We start from the raw sequence: 17,565 nt of genomic DNA on the forward strand, positions 1-17,565 counted from the left end.
CATGCTACAAGTAAGTATTATCATACCCATGTATAATGTGTCTCATTTTCTAAAAACATGCGTGGAATCTGTATTAGATCAACATATGGATGATAACGCATTTGAGGTTCTAATGATTGATGATGGCTCCCCGGATGATAGCAAAATAGTTGCAGAGAAACTTGCTGAAAAACATGCATTTATAAATGTTTTTTCTCAGGAAAATAAAGGTTTGGGAGGTGCCCGAAATACGGGAATAAAAAATGCCAGTGGTAAATATCTCGTTTTTTTGGATGCAGATGATATTTTGATCTCTGATCAATTATTAGATATTATTCAAATAGCACAGGTGAATGCGTTGGATATCCTTGAATTCGGTGCGCAGCATATCAATGAAAGTGGAGAAGTTCTAACGACCATTGCAATAGATGGTAAAGGAGAGGTATTGTCAGGCATGAATTATTATAATGCTACTAAATACATGAATTCAGCCTGTAACAAGCTATACAGGACAGAATTCATGCGTAATAATAACCTACTGTTTCTGGAACAGATTTATGCCGAAGATTTTGAATTTAATACAAGATCTTTATTCTTTGCCGAAAGGGTTATGGCAACTAACACTATTGCAGCGCAATTTTTGCAGTCTACGGGTTCCATAACAAGAAATAGGGATAAGGATAAAAAAGACAAATATGTAGAGGATCTACAAACCATATTGACAAAAATTGATAGTTTCAGGCAGGATCAGAAGAGCAATACTTCCGTAGATAAAAAGCTAATGGATAACTACTTTATGGAGCGAATATCTATGGGTAACCTGGGTCTTTTCTTTTTTCTTTTCAAAAACAACTACTCTTATAAAGAAATAAAAGAAATTCGTAAAAATTTAATAGAAAAGAATTTGTATCAAAATTCCTACAAAGTCTCAGATAAAAATCGGGATCTATTTAGAAGAGTATTACTAAAAAATTTCTTCTTATTTAGATTCATACAGCCACTCAAAAAAGCTATTGGTCAATAGGCCGTTATCCTATAAGATGCTTTACTGAATTTTTTACTAATCTAAATTTCCCACTTTTTTCTACATCTATGGTATCCACCTCAGAAATGGTTATCTGCATTTTTCTACCTACGCGTAATTTTATATTCTCAATCAGCTTACCCTCTTCCTTTTTATTGTAAATGATGGGATTCGTCTCAATTTTGACAATGATCGCATTTAATTCATCCTGTATGATTTGCATTCTGTGAACGCCTTCAATATCCTTCAATACGTTAGAAATGTTTCCTAGATTTATTTTTCCATTCTCTGGAGAATATATAAAGTCATCAATTCTTCCCAGTATTTTTTCTACTAATGGATTATTATTGCCACAAGAACAGGTGTTTTGAGAAAGTTTTATTCTATCACCTACATCGTAGCGAAGTAGGGGAGTACCATAAGAAGTAAAGGATGTTACAATGAGTCTACCTTCCTGTGCATCATTATCATTGTTATCTAAAACTTCAAGAATCCCACTTTGCATCTCAATATGTAGGTTGTGGTTTTTACATTCAAAAATAAAAGGGGCGCCTTCAGAGGCAGAATATTGATCATACAAATTGGTATTAAAAAAGCGTTCAATATTTTGTCGTATCTGCGGTGTTACCGTTTCTGAAGTCGTAAAAACAGCTTTGATCGTATTTTCAGGAAAATCCAGGTTGTTTTTAAGACCATAGAGGGCAATTTCTGCAATAGAACTGGGAAAACCTGAAATATACTCTGGCTTAAACTTTTTAAGATTTTCTATATAATATTTTAAATACTCATTCTTAATATGGAATGTGGAGTAGTAGCGTACATTGTGGTAATGGTCTGTTTTCCAAAAACGATCCTTTTTGAGATCATTTTCCGTTAGAATGTCCTTACCTGAAAACCAGGCGGTTTTTTTTCCCAGTTCGTAACCATACCAGGACCTAAAATAATCCAGTAAAGCAAAACGTTCTTCAATATTTTCATGCGTATAATAAACTTTTAGGGATTTTCCCGTTGTGCCACCGGTCTGAGAAGTTATTCCTTCTTTGTTTATCGTATTAAGAGTGTCAATATTTCTAATAAGTTCCTGCTTAGTCAGTATGGGCAGTTTTTTTAGGTTACTAATTTTATTAGCTTTAGGTATAGCCTTTAAAATAGGATTAAAATACTCACTGTTTTTACTAACATAGTCTATAAAGGCAGTATATTTTTTAGATTGATTGCTTTTTAATTGCTCTAATGAACTGTGGCGATTGGCTTCAAATTCTGCTTTGAACTCCTTGTATTTCCCTCCAAAACGCGCCTTATTTGCTTTTAAATTGTAAAGAGTTATAAGTAGGTCCTGAATAAAATAAGGTGCTTTTTTATATATAGAATATTTCATAGTAGTGAATGAAGAAGCAAACCAGGTTTAACAAATGGATATAGTTGCTTCAGTAATAAATAGCCAGCAAAATTAAATCTTATAGTACAAACAAACTGAAAAATTTGATCAATAAATCATCTCATTCTTAAATATTGAGAAGGAGCTCAGATACTTAAATCTAAACTCCTTTTCAAAATGAAAATTAATAGTCCAGTACATTACTGGAGGTCTTTATTAAAGACATTCATTGTTTTGTTCCTCAATATCCTCCCATTTAGTGCTTTCCTGTACTCTTATACATTGTTTGTTAGAAGGTACTGCAATAGCATTGTTCAGAAGTGCAATATCTTTGTTTTCATTTATGAGGTATATACCATCTCTATTCTCTGAGGAAATAAAGTTGTCCTCAATTATCGAATTTTTAGAATCCCAAATTTGTATTCCGGTATTCACGGTGTTTTTCATCAAGGAAACTCCATTACTGTTAGATATTAAGCCGTGGTATGAGGAATTAAACTCATTGTCTACTAGGTGCGTGCAAAATTTTTCTTGCCCTTCTTTCAAATTAATTAAATCAAATCTGAAAGGGTTATTAACAACATCTATAGTATTGTTCTTGAAGAGTACACGGTTAACCGAAGTATAATGTATAAAGATACCACGACTCTTAGGATCTGTACTTGTGATGGTGTTATTAATGATTTTTGTATTAGAGAAATCCTTACCACTTATTCCTGTCCCGCAATTTTTTATGGTATTATTAGAAACCATGTGATCGTCTCCATATATCGACATGGCAACATTAAAGCCTTCAATATAATTACCGGTAACAGTGTTGTTAGAAATCGTGCGAGAGTCTCTCATTCCCAGTCCCATAGCAAGTTCACTTTCTTTGCGGGCTACCATTCTATTATTTCTTATGATCGAATTGTTGGTATATTTATAGCCTATACCATCTTCTACGTCATTGTTTTCAATTGTTATGTTATCGCCCACAGCAATTAGAAAACCACCTCTTGCACCTTCACGCTCAATATTGTTTCTCAATATGACATTTTTAATTTTTTCATAAGGTACTATTTTTCCATTTTCGCGTTTTCTATAAGCTTCAATATCGATAGCAAATTTTGGGTTAGTTCCTTTTGATTTAGGAGTATCAACCCCAGATCTATAGAACTCACTGTCTTCTACAATAATATTGTAACCATCAGTAATGGCCAGATTATTACGTCTACTAGAATCAAATACACAATTTTTGATCACAATATCGTGAGCGGGTATATAATTGGATTTAAAAGCAAATCCTAAACTGTGAACAACTAGACCATCTCCGGTTGCATTAATCATTTTTACACCATCCACAACCGCAAAAGTAGCAGAATGTAAATCTAAAAGATGTCCCCATTCATGGCTGCCGTATCCTACATACTCGTGTTCATCACGATCTCCATGTAACACACCACCCTTAATAGTAGCATTTGAGACATTTCTAATAGCTAATAAGCTAGTTTTTTTGGAACTATTTGGAAATGTCCTTAAGTGCGTATTATCGGTCATTTCCAATGTAAAATCACCTGGAACATTAATAGCCTCTACGGAAGGGTAGAAATTGGGGTTTGTAGGATGCGTAACTTCTGTAATTTCAAAATAGGCATCAAATTCATCAATTTTAAAAGTGTGTGCTCCCATACCTTTTACTATTTTCATCAATTCTTCTAAACGGATGCGGTTGTGAAGTGCATTTCTAAAAGTTGTCCTTCCTTGAGTAAGGTCCCAGCGATCAGCTTCAAAATTGAAGACAGGTTGGATCAGATCTGCGCTTCCTTCAATTTCTAAATCCTTATTTAATAATTGGCCATCTATTTTACCGTTATCAAAGACTAAAACACCATTTACGATATCACCTCCATCGTATGTCAAGGTTACATTCTTCTTCAACTGTATAGTTTTGCCATCCAGATCAATGATACAGTTTATGGCTTTTTCAGTTCCCTCTTTGATATTGGAAAGTTCAAAATCGCAGTTCTGTACGGTACCAGATTTTTTTTCATGAAGTTCTGCAGTGATTGCGTTTAATTCTTCGTTTGTTAGATCTACAATAGACTCTTCTGCACATGATGCTAGAAATAAGGAGCTTAATGTTAAAATGAAGTAATACTTAAAATTGCTCATAAGACTTGGGGTTAAGAGTAAATATTAATTTATACGACAATAGTACAACTAATATCGTTTAAAAGCAAATACATCTTAATAAAATCTTAAATTTTAACATAATTTAATATTAACGTCTATAAATTAGTGTTAACGATATTCTTAATATTAACAAAAAAATTAACAGGTATACAATTTTATTATTCGTTTTTTGAATGGTCTGCAGTTATTTCAGAAAAAACTGTTTAAACAAAAAAAAGCGGGATATCTGATGATATCCCGCTTTGACTTTAAAAAGATTAATCTTATCTATTCATATACCTCCAGGTGTTGCCCCGTTCTGTAATTTCACCGTCATCTTGTGAAGAGTCTTCAACGGTACCTTTATTGGTTCTATGAGCAATAATAGTATTGTAGAATACTTCTATATTCGTACTGTTTCCTCTAAAATGCAGTGTAGGATAGTTATCACTGCTGCCATCTATTTCATTTCTTTTAAAAGATACATTTCCTGCATCTTGAATACGTACTGAAGTACTTATCTCATTGTTTTCGAACGTTAGATTGTGCGCATTGAAAATCTGGGAATAATACCAAGCAGAGGTGAAACTGTTGTCTTTAACAAGGATGTTGTAGTTTTTCTCCTTTGATGTTCTATTCACATAGGTGAAATTGAATGGTGCTCCTAATACGTCAATTTCGTTAGAATTGAATTCGCTATCCTCAATAGTCGTAAAGTGTGCGAAAATACCCCTGCTTCCATTAATATCACTTTTAACAACATTACCATTGATCTTGTTGAATTTAATATCCTTGACAAAGATACCTTCATTACAGTTGATTATTTTATTGTCATAAACTGTATTCTCTCTACCATAAAGGATAATTCCAAGATCATAATCTTCCATGGTATTCCCATAGATTTTGTTGTTGCTGATAGTTTCAGTACCGCTAATACCACCTCTAATAGCGTTTAGGTTGCCTTTCTTTTTAGCTTTAAAAGTATTGTTTCGAATTATGGTTCCTTTAGAATACTTATAAGATATGGATTGTTCCATCTGATTTCCTTCAAAAACCACATTGTCACCAATAGATACTAAGAAACCACCACGCTGACTTCCTGATTCTACATTGTTTCTTATTATCAATCCATCTACTCTTTCGTAGTATTTGATTTTACCGTTTACGCGCTCTCTGTGAGCCTCTACGTCAATACCAAATCTCGGATTTGTTCCTTTAGATTTATCGGTGTCAACACCAGCATCTTTAAAGGTGCTGTTCTCCACGATCAAATTCTGACCGTCTGTTATGGAAAGATTGTTGCGTCGGTTTGTATCAAATAAACAGCCGTCAATCGTTATATTTTTTGCTGGTTGGTAATCATCCTGCCACGTGAATTTTAGACTGTGAATGGTCATACCATCACCAGCCGCTTCGCTCATACTAACGTTTTGTACTGTAGAATTTTGCGCACCTTCAATTTCAAAAAGAATACCCCACTCATGGCTACCGCCTCCGTAGGTATGGCTATCCCTATCACCGTGTAAGTGACCTCCTTCTACTTTAGCATTAGTAACGCCTCTCATACCTAGTAAAGCATAACGCTCGTGGTTATTTGGATATACACGTAAATGAGTATTGTCACTCATCTTAAGGGTAAAATTCGAAGGTATTGATACCCCTTCTTCAGCAGAATACCAGTTGGGATTGTCATATTCATTACCAACGTAAAGGTAAGCGTCCATTGTGCCAATTTCTAGAGTGTTTCCACCTAGCTCTTTTACTTGATCAATAGCTTCACGTATCGCTAGTTTATTTTCCTTGGCATTATTTCGACTCGTCCATCCTTGAACGATTCCCCATTGTGAAGGATTGAATTGTACTGTATTATTAGATAACTGAACATTGCCTGTTATTTTAAGTCCTTTACTCAACAAACGACCATCTATAGTACCACCATCAAAATTTAATATTCCATTGGAAAGGCTACCACCATCGTATTTGAGATTAGCTCCTTTTGGAAGATTTATAGTTTTACCACCTAGATCAGATAAACAATCTAAATCTAAAGTAGTGTTACTTACCATTGCTAAGAGGTTTTCTCCACAAGGGCTTGATGAGCGATTTTTTTCTAGAGATAAGTCTGCAGTTTGTATTGCCAACTCATCACTAGCTAAATCGTCAGACGAGCAAGATGATAGTGCGAACACGATAAGAGTGGCGAATAATGATGTGAGATTTTTTCTCATGTTTTAAATTAATTAAGGTTTTAGTTTGATTTTTACATTCTATTACCAATAATTTAAATGCTATACATTTAAAAATTATGGGGTTACTAAAAATGAGATATTATAATTATATCTTAATAAGTCATTTGATGGATTAGAAGTGAAAACCGTACCATTAGAACAAATTTCCGGTAATTTATATAAGTATTTGATATACAGGTATTTATAAATTAATTTAAAAAAAGTTATATATGTGTATATTGATGATTTGTGTGGAATTTGATCTATATGTGTAGAAATAGACCACACTGTGTGAAGAAAATGGATTATATGTAAATGCACATAAACCTAATAATATGTCATTTTGTCGATATTATTTATAGATTTTTGTCGGTACATCTAATGATTATAACTAGTGATCCTTATATTTGGCACCTAAGGATCGTAAGAATTTTCTTTGATGTAGTATTTGAGGTTATTTATATTTAGTAATGACTGTTGATCATTAAAAATAGGCTATTATTAAGAATCTCTGAGGTGATCCAATTTTCTAAATATCATTTTAGGTAGTATGTTTGTTGACTTGAAATAAAAACTATATCAAATCCTTGAGCAGTGAGTTTTAAATAATAAGACACGCAGAGCTTTAATAAAAATTAACCGCCTTTCATGAAGTTAAGTATATTGATACCTGTATATAATGCTGAGCTATATATAGGGCGTTGTTTAGATAGCTTGCTAGATCAAAATATACCTTATAAGGATTATGAGATTCTATTGAGGGATGATGGTTCGACTGATAAAAGTATAGAGGTTATAGAATCTTACGTAAGGAAGACATCTAATATAAAACTGGTAAAAGATACTAATAAGGGCGCTTATGTACAGCGTAACTTGCTTATAGAGCAAGCCGAAGGGGACTATATATATCTTATGGATGCGGATGATTATTTATTGCGCAATAGTCTTAAGGTGGTTTTGGACATGGCGCTTAAGTATGATTTAGATCTTTCCTGTTTTGATATGAAATTAGCATCTTGGGATGATGCTGTAGATCCTCAGTTACAGCAGGATGATCTTATAAATTTTAAAGAGGAAATTATTTCAGGCGCAACCTTTTTAGAGGAGAATCCAGTTATGCGCTATGAGATCTGGTGGTATATTATAAGGAAAGAGTTTTTAAAGGATACTGGCATAGTGTTCAATGAAAATAGATATCACCAGGATGTTCTATTTACCATAAACCTGCTATTAAAAGCAGAAAAAATAGTATTTGTACCTATCGTAATATACTATTACTTTCAGTCTACTGGTTCAATCATGCGCACCCAAAGTCGAGAACATGCTAACCGATTGATTGATGCGAGTAAAAGATTGATTTTTGATCTCAATGAGTTGATAAAAAAATCAAGGGACGATTATCAGAGAAAATCCCTCACACAGAGTTTGATGGCTACGCGTGATAAATTTTCTTTTTATCTACTTGTTAAATTAATTAAAGCAGGATATAAACTGAAAGATATAGATAAACTCTCTAGTTATCTTCAGACTGTTGATAGCTATCCCATAAAATACTATAATGGTGCGGATATGAGTTCGAAAAAATTCAAAAAACTGAATTTACTAATTCATAATAGATTTTTATTGCAAATATATTTGTCTGTAATGAAAACTGGTTTGATAAAATAATCGCGATGACCTTAAGCATAATTATACCTGTATACAACTCGGAGAAATTCATAGAACGCGCAGTTGCCAGCTTAATGAGACAAAATTTAAATGAAGATCAATTTGAAATTCTCCTTGTAAATGATGGTTCAAAAGACGATTCTTTAAAAATTTGTAAACATTTAGAGCATAACCACACTAACATACACGCTTATACCAAAGAAAATGGAGGTACAGGGGATACTCGTAATTTTGGTTTAGATAGGGCATCTGGTAAATACATCTATTTTCTAGATGTAGATGATTATCTGGCAGATGATACCCTGCCGAAGGTTCTAAAAAACTTAGAAGAGAATGAACTTGATATTATAACCTTTCAGTCTATTAAAACAACCTCAATAGATCGCAATAAATCACAACCAATTAATCCTATTGAAGGTAATTCAAACGTCATGGACGGAATTTGCTATTTGGCTAAGAATAGTTTTGATTTTGAGGTATGGCGTTTTATTACAAATAGGAAATTCCTTATAAAGACTGATCTCCGTTTCGAGTCTGATCGATTATTGGAAGATGCGTATTTTACCATTAGGCTTTATATGGCTGCCAGACGTGCTATGAAGCTACCCCTAGACGTACATCGCTATGTGCAGGAATCTACTTCTGCGTTACATCGTACTGGTGAGGAACAAAATAATAGAATTATAAACGACCTCGTTGTAATTGCCAGTCAATATGAGAATTTAATCAATGAGTATAAAAATATCGATCACATTTGTAAGAGCGGCTTTCTGGAAGTTTTAGAAAGGAAAAAACAGTTTTTCATATATTATAGTGTTGTGCGTGCTTATAGCGGAAATGTACCTTTTGAGAGGGTCTGGTCAATGTTACAACAAATGAAAAAAATTGACGCATATCCATTTGATAAGATAGAAACCATGGACGATCCCCTTGCAAAAAAGCTTCAATATATATTCAATCGAAAAGCACTTTTATATATATTATTTAATGGGTTTAGGCCCGTTTTAAACCTCAAAAAGAAACTTCGTGGTTAATAATTCGAGATATTTTTATCTGTAATTTTTGATTTCAATTCTTTTACAAAGCATTTGAAAATAATTATAACAAGGATGATCGTATAAATTATGGTGACCTTTTACTTCTTCTTTGTTTATAATTTATGTTTGCAGTTATAGCCTACACCTAGTGTGTTTTTTAATCCTTTATCCTAATTAAATTATGTTATTAAGTATTGTGGTTCCAGTATATAATGGAGAAAAATATCTTGGCCGTTGTGTAGATAGTCTGCTTGATCAAAACATTGATGCAAAGGATTTTGAAATAATACTTATCAATGATGGCTCTAAAGACAATTCCTTACAAATAGCCAGGGAATATGAAAAGAAACATGATCAAATAAGAGTAATTGATCAAACGAATATTGGCCTTGGGGCGACCCGCAACGTAGGGATTAAACAAGCTGCGGGTATATATCTTTATTTTATAGATGTTGACGATTATCTGGCTGCTGGCATGCTCAAAACAGTCTTGGATCAGGCAATTAAGAATAAGCTTGAAATTATAACTTTTAAGACCTTAATGGTTACCGCAGATTCCTATCACCCTAAATCTCAAAATTCAGGAAATCGATCCCCAGAGCTTACAGTGACAGATGGTATGACATATATAGGTGATTTAAGCTATAAAAATGAAGCCTGGTGGTATATGGTGAAACGTGATTTTATTCTTGATACAGGACTTTCTTTTGTAGAGGGTAAATGGATGGAGGATGCTGTGTATACTACAAGTCTCTTTATGGAGGCAAAACGTATGGCGCATATCCCCTTTGATGTGCACAGATATGTGAAAGCCCCCAATTCTATTTTAACTAACAAAGAGCCTTCTCACTATATAAAGGTGATTTACGATACGGAGTACGTGATTAAGGAATTTGGTCGGCTAATTGAGCAAGCCAAAAAACATCCTAAACAACAAAAATGCATCAATAGACTGCAGACACGTCAGGATTCATTTGTCTTCTTTGTAATTATTCGCGTTTTAAAGTCGCAACTTACTTTTAAAGAGCTTTGGGAAATGTTGATGCGAATAAAACAAGTTGGGGGATACCCAATAAAACATTTTATAGGAGAAGAATACAATAAACCTGTCTATAAAGTTCTTACCCCGCTTTTCAATAATAAAATCACGCTTAAAGCGCTTTTCCATTCCTTCCGACTTGCAAAGCGTTGATTTTTTAAACAAAGTTATTTGGAAAATTCAATAGAAAATTCTTCTTTTCTGAATATAGTGATTTAAAATTTATATAGGTACTTTTTCTATAAGTTATCAGTAGTTTTACAACAAATAAGCAAGGCCTATTCCTACCAGTATGGCGGCAAACTTTGAAGTGTTAAATTGATGGTTTTTAGAGCTTTCAAAAAGAATAGTAGTTGAAATATGTAGTAGTACACCCACAACCATGGCACTTATCCTAATTTTCCACAACGTGCTCCATATTGATAATGTTGCCAGATAACTTCCCAATGGTGTCATTAATGCAAAAACAATCAGAAAAAATGCGATCTGCGTCTTGCTTATATTTGAAAGCAATAAAAAGGAACTGATTATTACCGCAATAGGTATTTTGTGTATGACAATACCGTAAAGTAAATCTGTATTGTCTGTAAGCGGAAATCCTTCCAATAGACTGTGAAGGCTAAGGCTTAATAAAAGCAGCCAGGGTATCGTGGTTCTGCTGGCATCTGCATGCATATGGCCGTGTTCTGCCCCATGGGAAAGAAATTCAAGCAATAATTGCAATACAAGGCCCAGCATTATAAAAATCCCCACATCTTCTATACCAGAGCTATACAGTTCTGGTAAAAATTCAAAAATCGTAATGGATAGTAAAAATGCACCACTAAAGGATAATAGTAATTTTACTCCCTTAGAAACACTGGGTTTGAAAATTAAAGTAATGGCAAAGCCAGCAACAACTGCAATAATGGGCAGGATAAAGGTCAAATTCAATTTGAAATTTTCTTTTTTACGCTTGATTGATTTAAAATATCAACCTTAGCAGCATTGTTTAAACGGTGAATGAAGTAAGTTATTTCAAGTCTGCAACATTACAATTGCTGCAAGCCCTGTAAGCATACAAAATTAACCTATTTTTGCAACCTAAATTTTTATAATGGAAGCAAACTTTAACATGCTGGCCAAAACGCTTTTCGGTTTTGAAGATCTTTTGGCGGGAGAGCTACGCCAGTTAGGCGCAAGTAATATTGAAACAGGCGTGCGCAGCGTTAGTTTTAGTGGAGACAAAGGGTTTATGTACAAAGCAAACCTTTGTTGCCGCACCGCTATAAAAATTTTAAAACCTATTGCCAACTTTACGGTCCGTAATGAAGAGGATCTTTATAAAGCGGTAAAAAGTATTGACTGGAGCGAGTATATGGCCCTTGATGATACCTTTGCAATAAACGGTACTGTTAACGGCCCTCATTTTACCCATAGCCAATACGTTGCGCTCAAGGCGAAAGATGCGCTGGTAGATCAATTTAGGGAGCGTTCTGGAGCGCGGCCTAATGTAGATCTCAAATTTCCTGATCTCAGTATTGATATCCATATCAATTACAATAGCTGTACGATTTCACTTGATAGTTCTGGTGTTTCCCTGCATCAGAGAGGTTACCGTCTTGCAACTAATATTGCCCCTATCAACGAAGTTCTGGCAGCGGGATTACTTATGATGAGTGGCTGGAAAGGGCAAACGGATTTTCTGGACCCCATGTGTGGTAGCGGTACCATGCTTATAGAAGCAGCAATGATCGCATGTAATGTTCCGCCTAATTTAAACCGAAAGCAATTTGGTTTTGAAAACTGGAACGATTGGGATCCAGACCTATTTGATACTATTGAAGAAGCCGCACTTCAAAAAATCCGTGAATTTCATTTTACCATAAAAGGATATGATAAAGCTCCTTCTGCAATAGAAAAAGCCCGCGAAAACATAAAAAATGCAGAGCTTGAAGAATTTATTACCGTAGAACACGAAGATTTTTTCAAGACTGAAAAAACTACGGAGCGTAGGCTTCAAATGGTCTTTAACCCTCCTTATGGAGAAAGACTTGCCATTGAGATGGAATCCTTTTATAAAGAGATAGGGGATACCTTGAAGCAGAATTATCCCGGTACACAGGCTTGGTTCATTACCTCTAACCTTGAAGCTTTAAAGCATGTAGGTTTACGAACCTCTAAAAAAATCAAAGTTTATAATGGCAAACTGGAATCTCGTTTGGTTAAATACGATATTTATGAAGGGACTAAAAAAGATAGGGAGTAGAAGAACTACAGATCATATCTACAGCTAGTATTTAGACAGAAGTATCTATCTGCTTTTTGTTCCAATTAATTATTGCTAATTGTTTTAGTGCGATAATCAACAAATTACCACTATATTTGCGCCCTCAAAAAAGGCCATCCTTATGAATATCAAAAATGTAGCGATTATTGCCCACGTTGACCACGGTAAAACCACACTGGTGGACAAAATAATGTACCATTGTCAACTTTTTCGTGAAAACGAAAATACCGGTGATCTTATCCTCGATAACAATGATCTGGAACGCGAACGTGGTATTACCATCACCTCAAAAAACGTTTCGGTAATCTATAAAGACACAAAAATTAATATTATTGATACCCCTGGTCACGCCGACTTTGGCGGGGAAGTTGAAAGGGTATTGAACATGGCAGACGGTGTTTTGCTGCTAGTGGATGCCTTTGAAGGACCCATGCCGCAGACACGTTTTGTACTACAAAAAGCGATTGACCTTGGTTTAAAACCTTGCGTTGTCGTAAATAAAGTTGATAAGGAAAATTGTACTCCGGAAGAAGTTCATGAGAAGGTTTTTGACCTTATGTTTGAATTGGGTGCTGAAGAGTGGCAGCTTGATTTTCCAACCGTTTATGGTTCGGCCAAAAACAACTGGATGAGTGAGGACTGGGAAAAACCAACCGACAATATCGAGCCTCTTCTTGATATGGTTATTGAGCATATACCGGCACCTACTATTAAGGAAGGTACAACGCAAATGCTCATTACTTCTTTAGACTTTTCTTCGTTTACCGGTCGTATTGCCATAGGTCGTTTACAGCGAGGCGCTTTAAAAGAGGGGATGAATATATCACTCGTTAAGCGTGATGGTACCATTAAGAAATCAAGAATTAAAGAGTTACACACTTTTGAAGGTCTGGGCCGTTTAAAAGTTGAAGAGGTACAGGCAGGAGATATTTGTGCACTTGTGGGCCTTGAAGGTTTTGAGATAGGCGATACCGTTGCCGATGCTGAAAATCCCGAAGCCTTGCAAACTATTGCTATTGACGAGCCTACTATGAGTATGCTTTTCACCATCAATGATTCACCGTTCTTTGGTAAAGATGGTAAATTCGTGACATCACGTCATATCAAAGACCGTCTGGCAAAAGAACTTGAAAAAAACCTTGCACTTCGTGTTGAAGAAACCAATAGTGCAGATAAATTTATGGTTTTTGGACGTGGGGTATTGCACCTTTCTGTCTTGATCGAAACCATGCGTAGGGAAGGTTATGAACTTCAGATAGGTCAGCCACAGGTAATTATCAAAGAAATTGACGGTGTTAAATGTGAGCCTATTGAAGAGTTGACTATAGATTTACCGGAGAATGTTTCTGGTAAAGCGGTTGAGTTCGTTTCTATCCGTAAGGGTGAAATGATCAGTATGGAAGCTAAAGGTGATCGTATGGTCTGCCAGTTTTTAATCCCTTCCCGTGGTATTATCGGTTTGCGTAATCAATTGCTTACCGCAACTGCCGGTGAAGCGATCATGGCGCACCGTTATAAAGAATACCAACCATTAAAAGGTGATATTCCTGGACGTAACAACGGTTCATTGGTTTCTATGGAAAAAGGTCAGGCGATTCCTTATTCAATTGATAAACTGCAGGACCGTGGTAAATTTTTCGTTGATCCAGGTGAAGATATCTACGAAGGTCAGGTGATAGGTGAAAACAGCCGTCAGGATGATATGGCCGTAAATATTACCAAAACCAAAAAACTTTCTAACGTACGTTCTTCGGGAGCTGATGACAAAGCGAAGATCGTTCCTGCAATTAAATTTTCTTTAGAAGAAGCTTTGGAATATATTCAAAAAGATGAATATGTTGAAGTAACACCTAATCACTTAAGGTTACGTAAAATTTACTTAACGGAAAACGATAGAAAACGTAATAAAATCTAGTATTATTATTTAATAATCAGTCATTTATATATAGAAAAAGCACCCCTTAGGGTGCTTTTTTTTGTTATAGGCTGCCCATTTTGATTTGTCAATATTCTGACCTTAAAGGCGATTTATAGCCTGTTTTCACTACTTTTTCGATCAAGTTCTGGGCTATAATAATTAGATGGAACTTGTTCAAAAATATTTTACATAAATTGATGCAACTTTTTAAGGATTTGAACATCTATTAATAAATACATTATATGAAAAAAACATATACAAGTATACGTATTGCTTTATTTGCAATAGTTGTCTTTAGTTGTTCTGATGACGACGACAGTTCTTATCCCGTATACGATCGCGAGGTTACCGTAGCGCAAAATGACAGTATTCTTGTAGATCTTGGAGCCTATCCCATTGAAGGTGGAAGAGAAATTAGTGAGGAAGCACGCCATGCAAAAACAAGTGAACTCCGCGCAGGAAACTATTTCTATAAACCCGAAATAGACTTTATGTGTGAAGATCAAGTGGAAATCACAAGTTATGGTTCTACAGGGGGGAATGATATTTTTCCAACGGGCGTAGTGCGAATAACGTTACTTGTGAGTGTAGCAACCGATTAATAAATTAAAGTAGAGAACATAAAAAAAGCCCTTTTGCAATATGCAAAAGGGCTTTTTTGAAGTATATATTCTAAATACTAGGACTTAAAAGTTACTTTTAAGCTTATGTCTGCATTGAAAAGTTTTGATACAGGACATACTTTCTTAGCCTTTTCAGCATATTCTGTAAATTTTGCTTCATCTATACCAGATACTTTACCGGTAACGTCCAGTTCGATTTTAGTGATTTCACCATCCTCAAAGGTTACATGCGCTTTAGTATCTAAGCTATCAGCCTTGATATCATCTTCGGTCATTAGACCGCTCAATTGCATTGTATAGCAGCCCGCGTGTGCAGCACCTAACAATTCTTCTGGGTTTGTACCTGCGTCATCTTTAAAACGGGTTTTGTATTCATAACGGGCATCATTTAGCGCTCCACTTTCTGTAGATAAGCTGCCTGTTCCATCTTTTATCTTTCCTTCCCAGTGTGCTGATGCATTTCTTGTAAACTTCATACTATATTGTTTAAATTATTATCTATTTATTGATAACAAATTAGAGAAAACAAACTTCAATTTTATAAAATTGAAGTTAATTGAGATAGTATTAATATTTAACCTCACACGCATCACTGCAACAATCCAGAGTTAATGTACTTTCTTCCCACCTATAAATGTTTCCGAAACTTTTAATTGTGGCAATTGTTCTTCTGATGCGTTCATGAGATCCGTATCCATTACAATAAAGTCGGCAAATTTTCCTGGTTCAATACTTCCCTTTTCTTTTTCCTCGAAATTGGCATGGGCCGCCCAGATTGTCATTCCGCGTAATGCTTCTTCGCGGCTCAATTTGTCTTCTGGCTGAAAACCTCCTTCGGGAAACGCCTCAAGATCTTTACGTGCTACGGCGGCATAAAAAGTATAAAAGGGATTGACCTGTTCCACAGGAAAATCTGTTCCCAGAGCCACCGTTCCAGATTCATCCAGTAATTTCTTATACGCGTATGCACCTTCCATACGGCGTGCGCCCAGCCGATCTTCTGCCCAGTACATATCGCTCGTTGCATGTGTGGGCTGCACACTTGGGATAATATTGTCATCAAAATAGTCAAAATCTTCATTTGATATCACCTGTGCATGCTCCACACGCCAGCGAGCGTCTGTTTTATCCGCAAGTGCCTCGGCATATGCTTTGAGGACTACCGTATTGGCACTGTCGCCTATGGCGTGTGTGTTCATCTGAAAATCAGTCTCTGCTATTTTCTGGGCGAGATCGTAAATGCTATCTACTGGAGTGACCATGGCACCTAGATGATTTTCCCTATCGGAATAAGGTTCGCGCAGGGCAGCACCACGTGATCCCAAAGCGCCATCGCCATAAACTTTTACGGAGCGAACATTAAGTTTTTCCGTTTTATAAATGCCATTTTTAAGGTAAAAGTCGCGATCTTCTGGTGTATTGCTCACCATAGCATAAATACGCATTTTTAGTGCATCTGTTTTTTGCAGACTATCCATAAGTTCTATGGTTTCCCGGGAGATTCCCGCATCGTCCACGGTCGTGAGCCCATAATTAAAACAATACTCCTGAGCATCCAGTAAGGCCTGGATTTGCTTTTCCCGACTCATTTTTGGCATTATCGCATCAATCAGTCCCATGGGGCTGTCAATGAGAACACCTGATATCTTATTGTCAATTTTGACGATTTCACCCCCATTTACGCTGGTTTTTGAGTCGATTTTTGCCATATTCAGCGCTTTTTGATTGACTAAATACGCGTGACCGTCTATGCGTTGCAGCACCACGGGAATATCTGGGAATATGGAATCCAGTTTTTCCTTCGTCGGAAAGTTTTTTTCTATCCAGTCGTTCTGGTCCCATCCGCGGCCGTAAATAAAATCGGCTGGTTTTTCTTTTTGAAACGCAACAACTCGGTCAATGACGTCATCATAACTTTGAGTTCCTACCAGGTCAACGGACTGTAAACTGGTTCCAAAGCGATAAAAATGACAGTGGGCATCTATAAGGCCCGGATAAATCATTTGGCCTTTACCATCTATGTTTTCCCCGGCAGTATAGGTTTCATTAATTTCCTTAGAAGTTCCCACGGCAATAAACTTCCCGTCCTTGACGGCAAAAGCTTCCGCTTTTGAGAATTTGGAATTCACGGTGTATACCGTGGCATTGGTGAGAATTAAATCAGCTTCTTGTTTTTCTTTTTGGTTACAGGAAATAATCAAAAGGCTAAATAGCGCTAGGTAGAGGTATTTCATAAGTTGAATTGTTT

13 protein-coding genes are annotated in these 17,565 nt (G+C 35.7%); 7 read left to right on the top strand and 6 right to left on the bottom strand.

Going from position 1 to position 17,565, the window contains the following annotated elements:
• The first annotated feature begins 1 nt into the window (after position 1).
• Positions 2-1,003, top strand: coding sequence for a glycosyltransferase (locus P162_RS15750; RefSeq protein ID WP_081868447.1), 1,002 nt, complete (start codon positions 2-4; stop codon positions 1,001-1,003).
• 4 nt (positions 1,004-1,007) lie between these two features.
• Here P162_RS15750 and P162_RS15755 read toward each other — a convergent pair whose 3' ends face one another.
• From P162_RS15755 to P162_RS15765, 3 genes are all read right to left on the bottom strand, one after another.
• Complete coding sequence (locus P162_RS15755) at positions 1,008-2,381, bottom strand: phenylacetate--CoA ligase family protein (protein WP_031428733.1); 1,374 nt, start codon at positions 2,379-2,381, stop codon at positions 1,008-1,010.
• Positions 2,382-2,597: 216 nt separating this feature from the next.
• On the bottom strand, positions 2,598-4,535 hold the full coding sequence (locus P162_RS15760) for a right-handed parallel beta-helix repeat-containing protein (RefSeq protein WP_031428734.1): 1,938 nt from the start codon (positions 4,533-4,535) through the stop codon (positions 2,598-2,600).
• A 284-nt stretch (positions 4,536-4,819) separates the two neighbouring features.
• Positions 4,820-6,601, bottom strand: coding sequence for a right-handed parallel beta-helix repeat-containing protein (locus P162_RS15765; protein WP_031428735.1), 1,782 nt, complete (start codon positions 6,599-6,601; stop codon positions 4,820-4,822).
• 810 nt (positions 6,602-7,411) lie between these two features.
• On the opposite strand from P162_RS15765, the gene P162_RS15770 reads away from it, so the two are divergent.
• From P162_RS15770 to P162_RS15780, 3 genes are all read left to right on the top strand, one after another.
• A complete protein-coding gene (locus tag P162_RS15770) occupies positions 7,412-8,431 on the top strand; it encodes a glycosyltransferase (protein WP_031428736.1) in 1,020 nt (339 codons plus the stop codon).
• Between the two features lie 5 nt (positions 8,432-8,436).
• On the top strand, positions 8,437-9,465 hold the full coding sequence (locus tag P162_RS15775) for a glycosyltransferase (protein WP_031428737.1): 1,029 nt from the start codon (positions 8,437-8,439) through the stop codon (positions 9,463-9,465).
• A gap of 184 nt (positions 9,466-9,649) precedes the next feature.
• Positions 9,650-10,660, top strand: coding sequence for a glycosyltransferase (locus tag P162_RS15780; RefSeq protein WP_031428738.1), 1,011 nt, complete (start codon positions 9,650-9,652; stop codon positions 10,658-10,660).
• 105 nt (positions 10,661-10,765) lie between these two features.
• Here the strand turns inward: P162_RS15780 and P162_RS15785 are convergent, their stop codons facing one another.
• Complete coding sequence (locus tag P162_RS15785) at positions 10,766-11,440, bottom strand: ZIP family metal transporter (protein ID WP_316931613.1); 675 nt, start codon at positions 11,438-11,440, stop codon at positions 10,766-10,768.
• Positions 11,441-11,603: 163 nt separating this feature from the next.
• On the opposite strand from P162_RS15785, the gene P162_RS15790 reads away from it, so the two are divergent.
• From P162_RS15790 to P162_RS15800, 3 genes are all read left to right on the top strand, one after another.
• On the top strand, positions 11,604-12,755 hold the full coding sequence (locus tag P162_RS15790; RefSeq protein WP_031428740.1) for a class I SAM-dependent RNA methyltransferase: 1,152 nt from the start codon (positions 11,604-11,606) through the stop codon (positions 12,753-12,755).
• Positions 12,756-12,897: 142 nt separating this feature from the next.
• A complete protein-coding gene (gene typA, locus P162_RS15795) occupies positions 12,898-14,691 on the top strand; it encodes a translational GTPase TypA (protein WP_031428741.1) in 1,794 nt (597 codons plus the stop codon).
• A 245-nt stretch (positions 14,692-14,936) separates the two neighbouring features.
• Positions 14,937-15,296: a hypothetical protein gene (locus P162_RS15800; protein ID WP_031428742.1), complete on the top strand. Its 360-nt coding sequence runs from the start codon at positions 14,937-14,939 to the stop codon at positions 15,294-15,296.
• A 77-nt stretch (positions 15,297-15,373) separates the two neighbouring features.
• Here the strand turns inward: P162_RS15800 and P162_RS15805 are convergent, their stop codons facing one another.
• Positions 15,374-15,793: an OsmC family protein gene (locus P162_RS15805; RefSeq protein WP_031428743.1), complete on the bottom strand. Its 420-nt coding sequence runs from the start codon at positions 15,791-15,793 to the stop codon at positions 15,374-15,376.
• 132 nt (positions 15,794-15,925) lie between these two features.
• Positions 15,926-17,551 carry an amidohydrolase gene (locus P162_RS15810; protein WP_031428744.1) on the bottom strand — a complete coding sequence of 542 codons (1,626 nt, stop codon included), beginning with the start codon at positions 17,549-17,551 and terminating at the stop codon, positions 15,926-15,928.
• Between the last annotated feature and the right edge of the window lie 14 nt (positions 17,552-17,565).

Origin of the sequence: Flavimarina sp. Hel_I_48 (assembly GCF_000733945.1) — a bacterium.
Lineage (GTDB): Bacteria > Bacteroidota > Bacteroidia > Flavobacteriales > Flavobacteriaceae > Leeuwenhoekiella.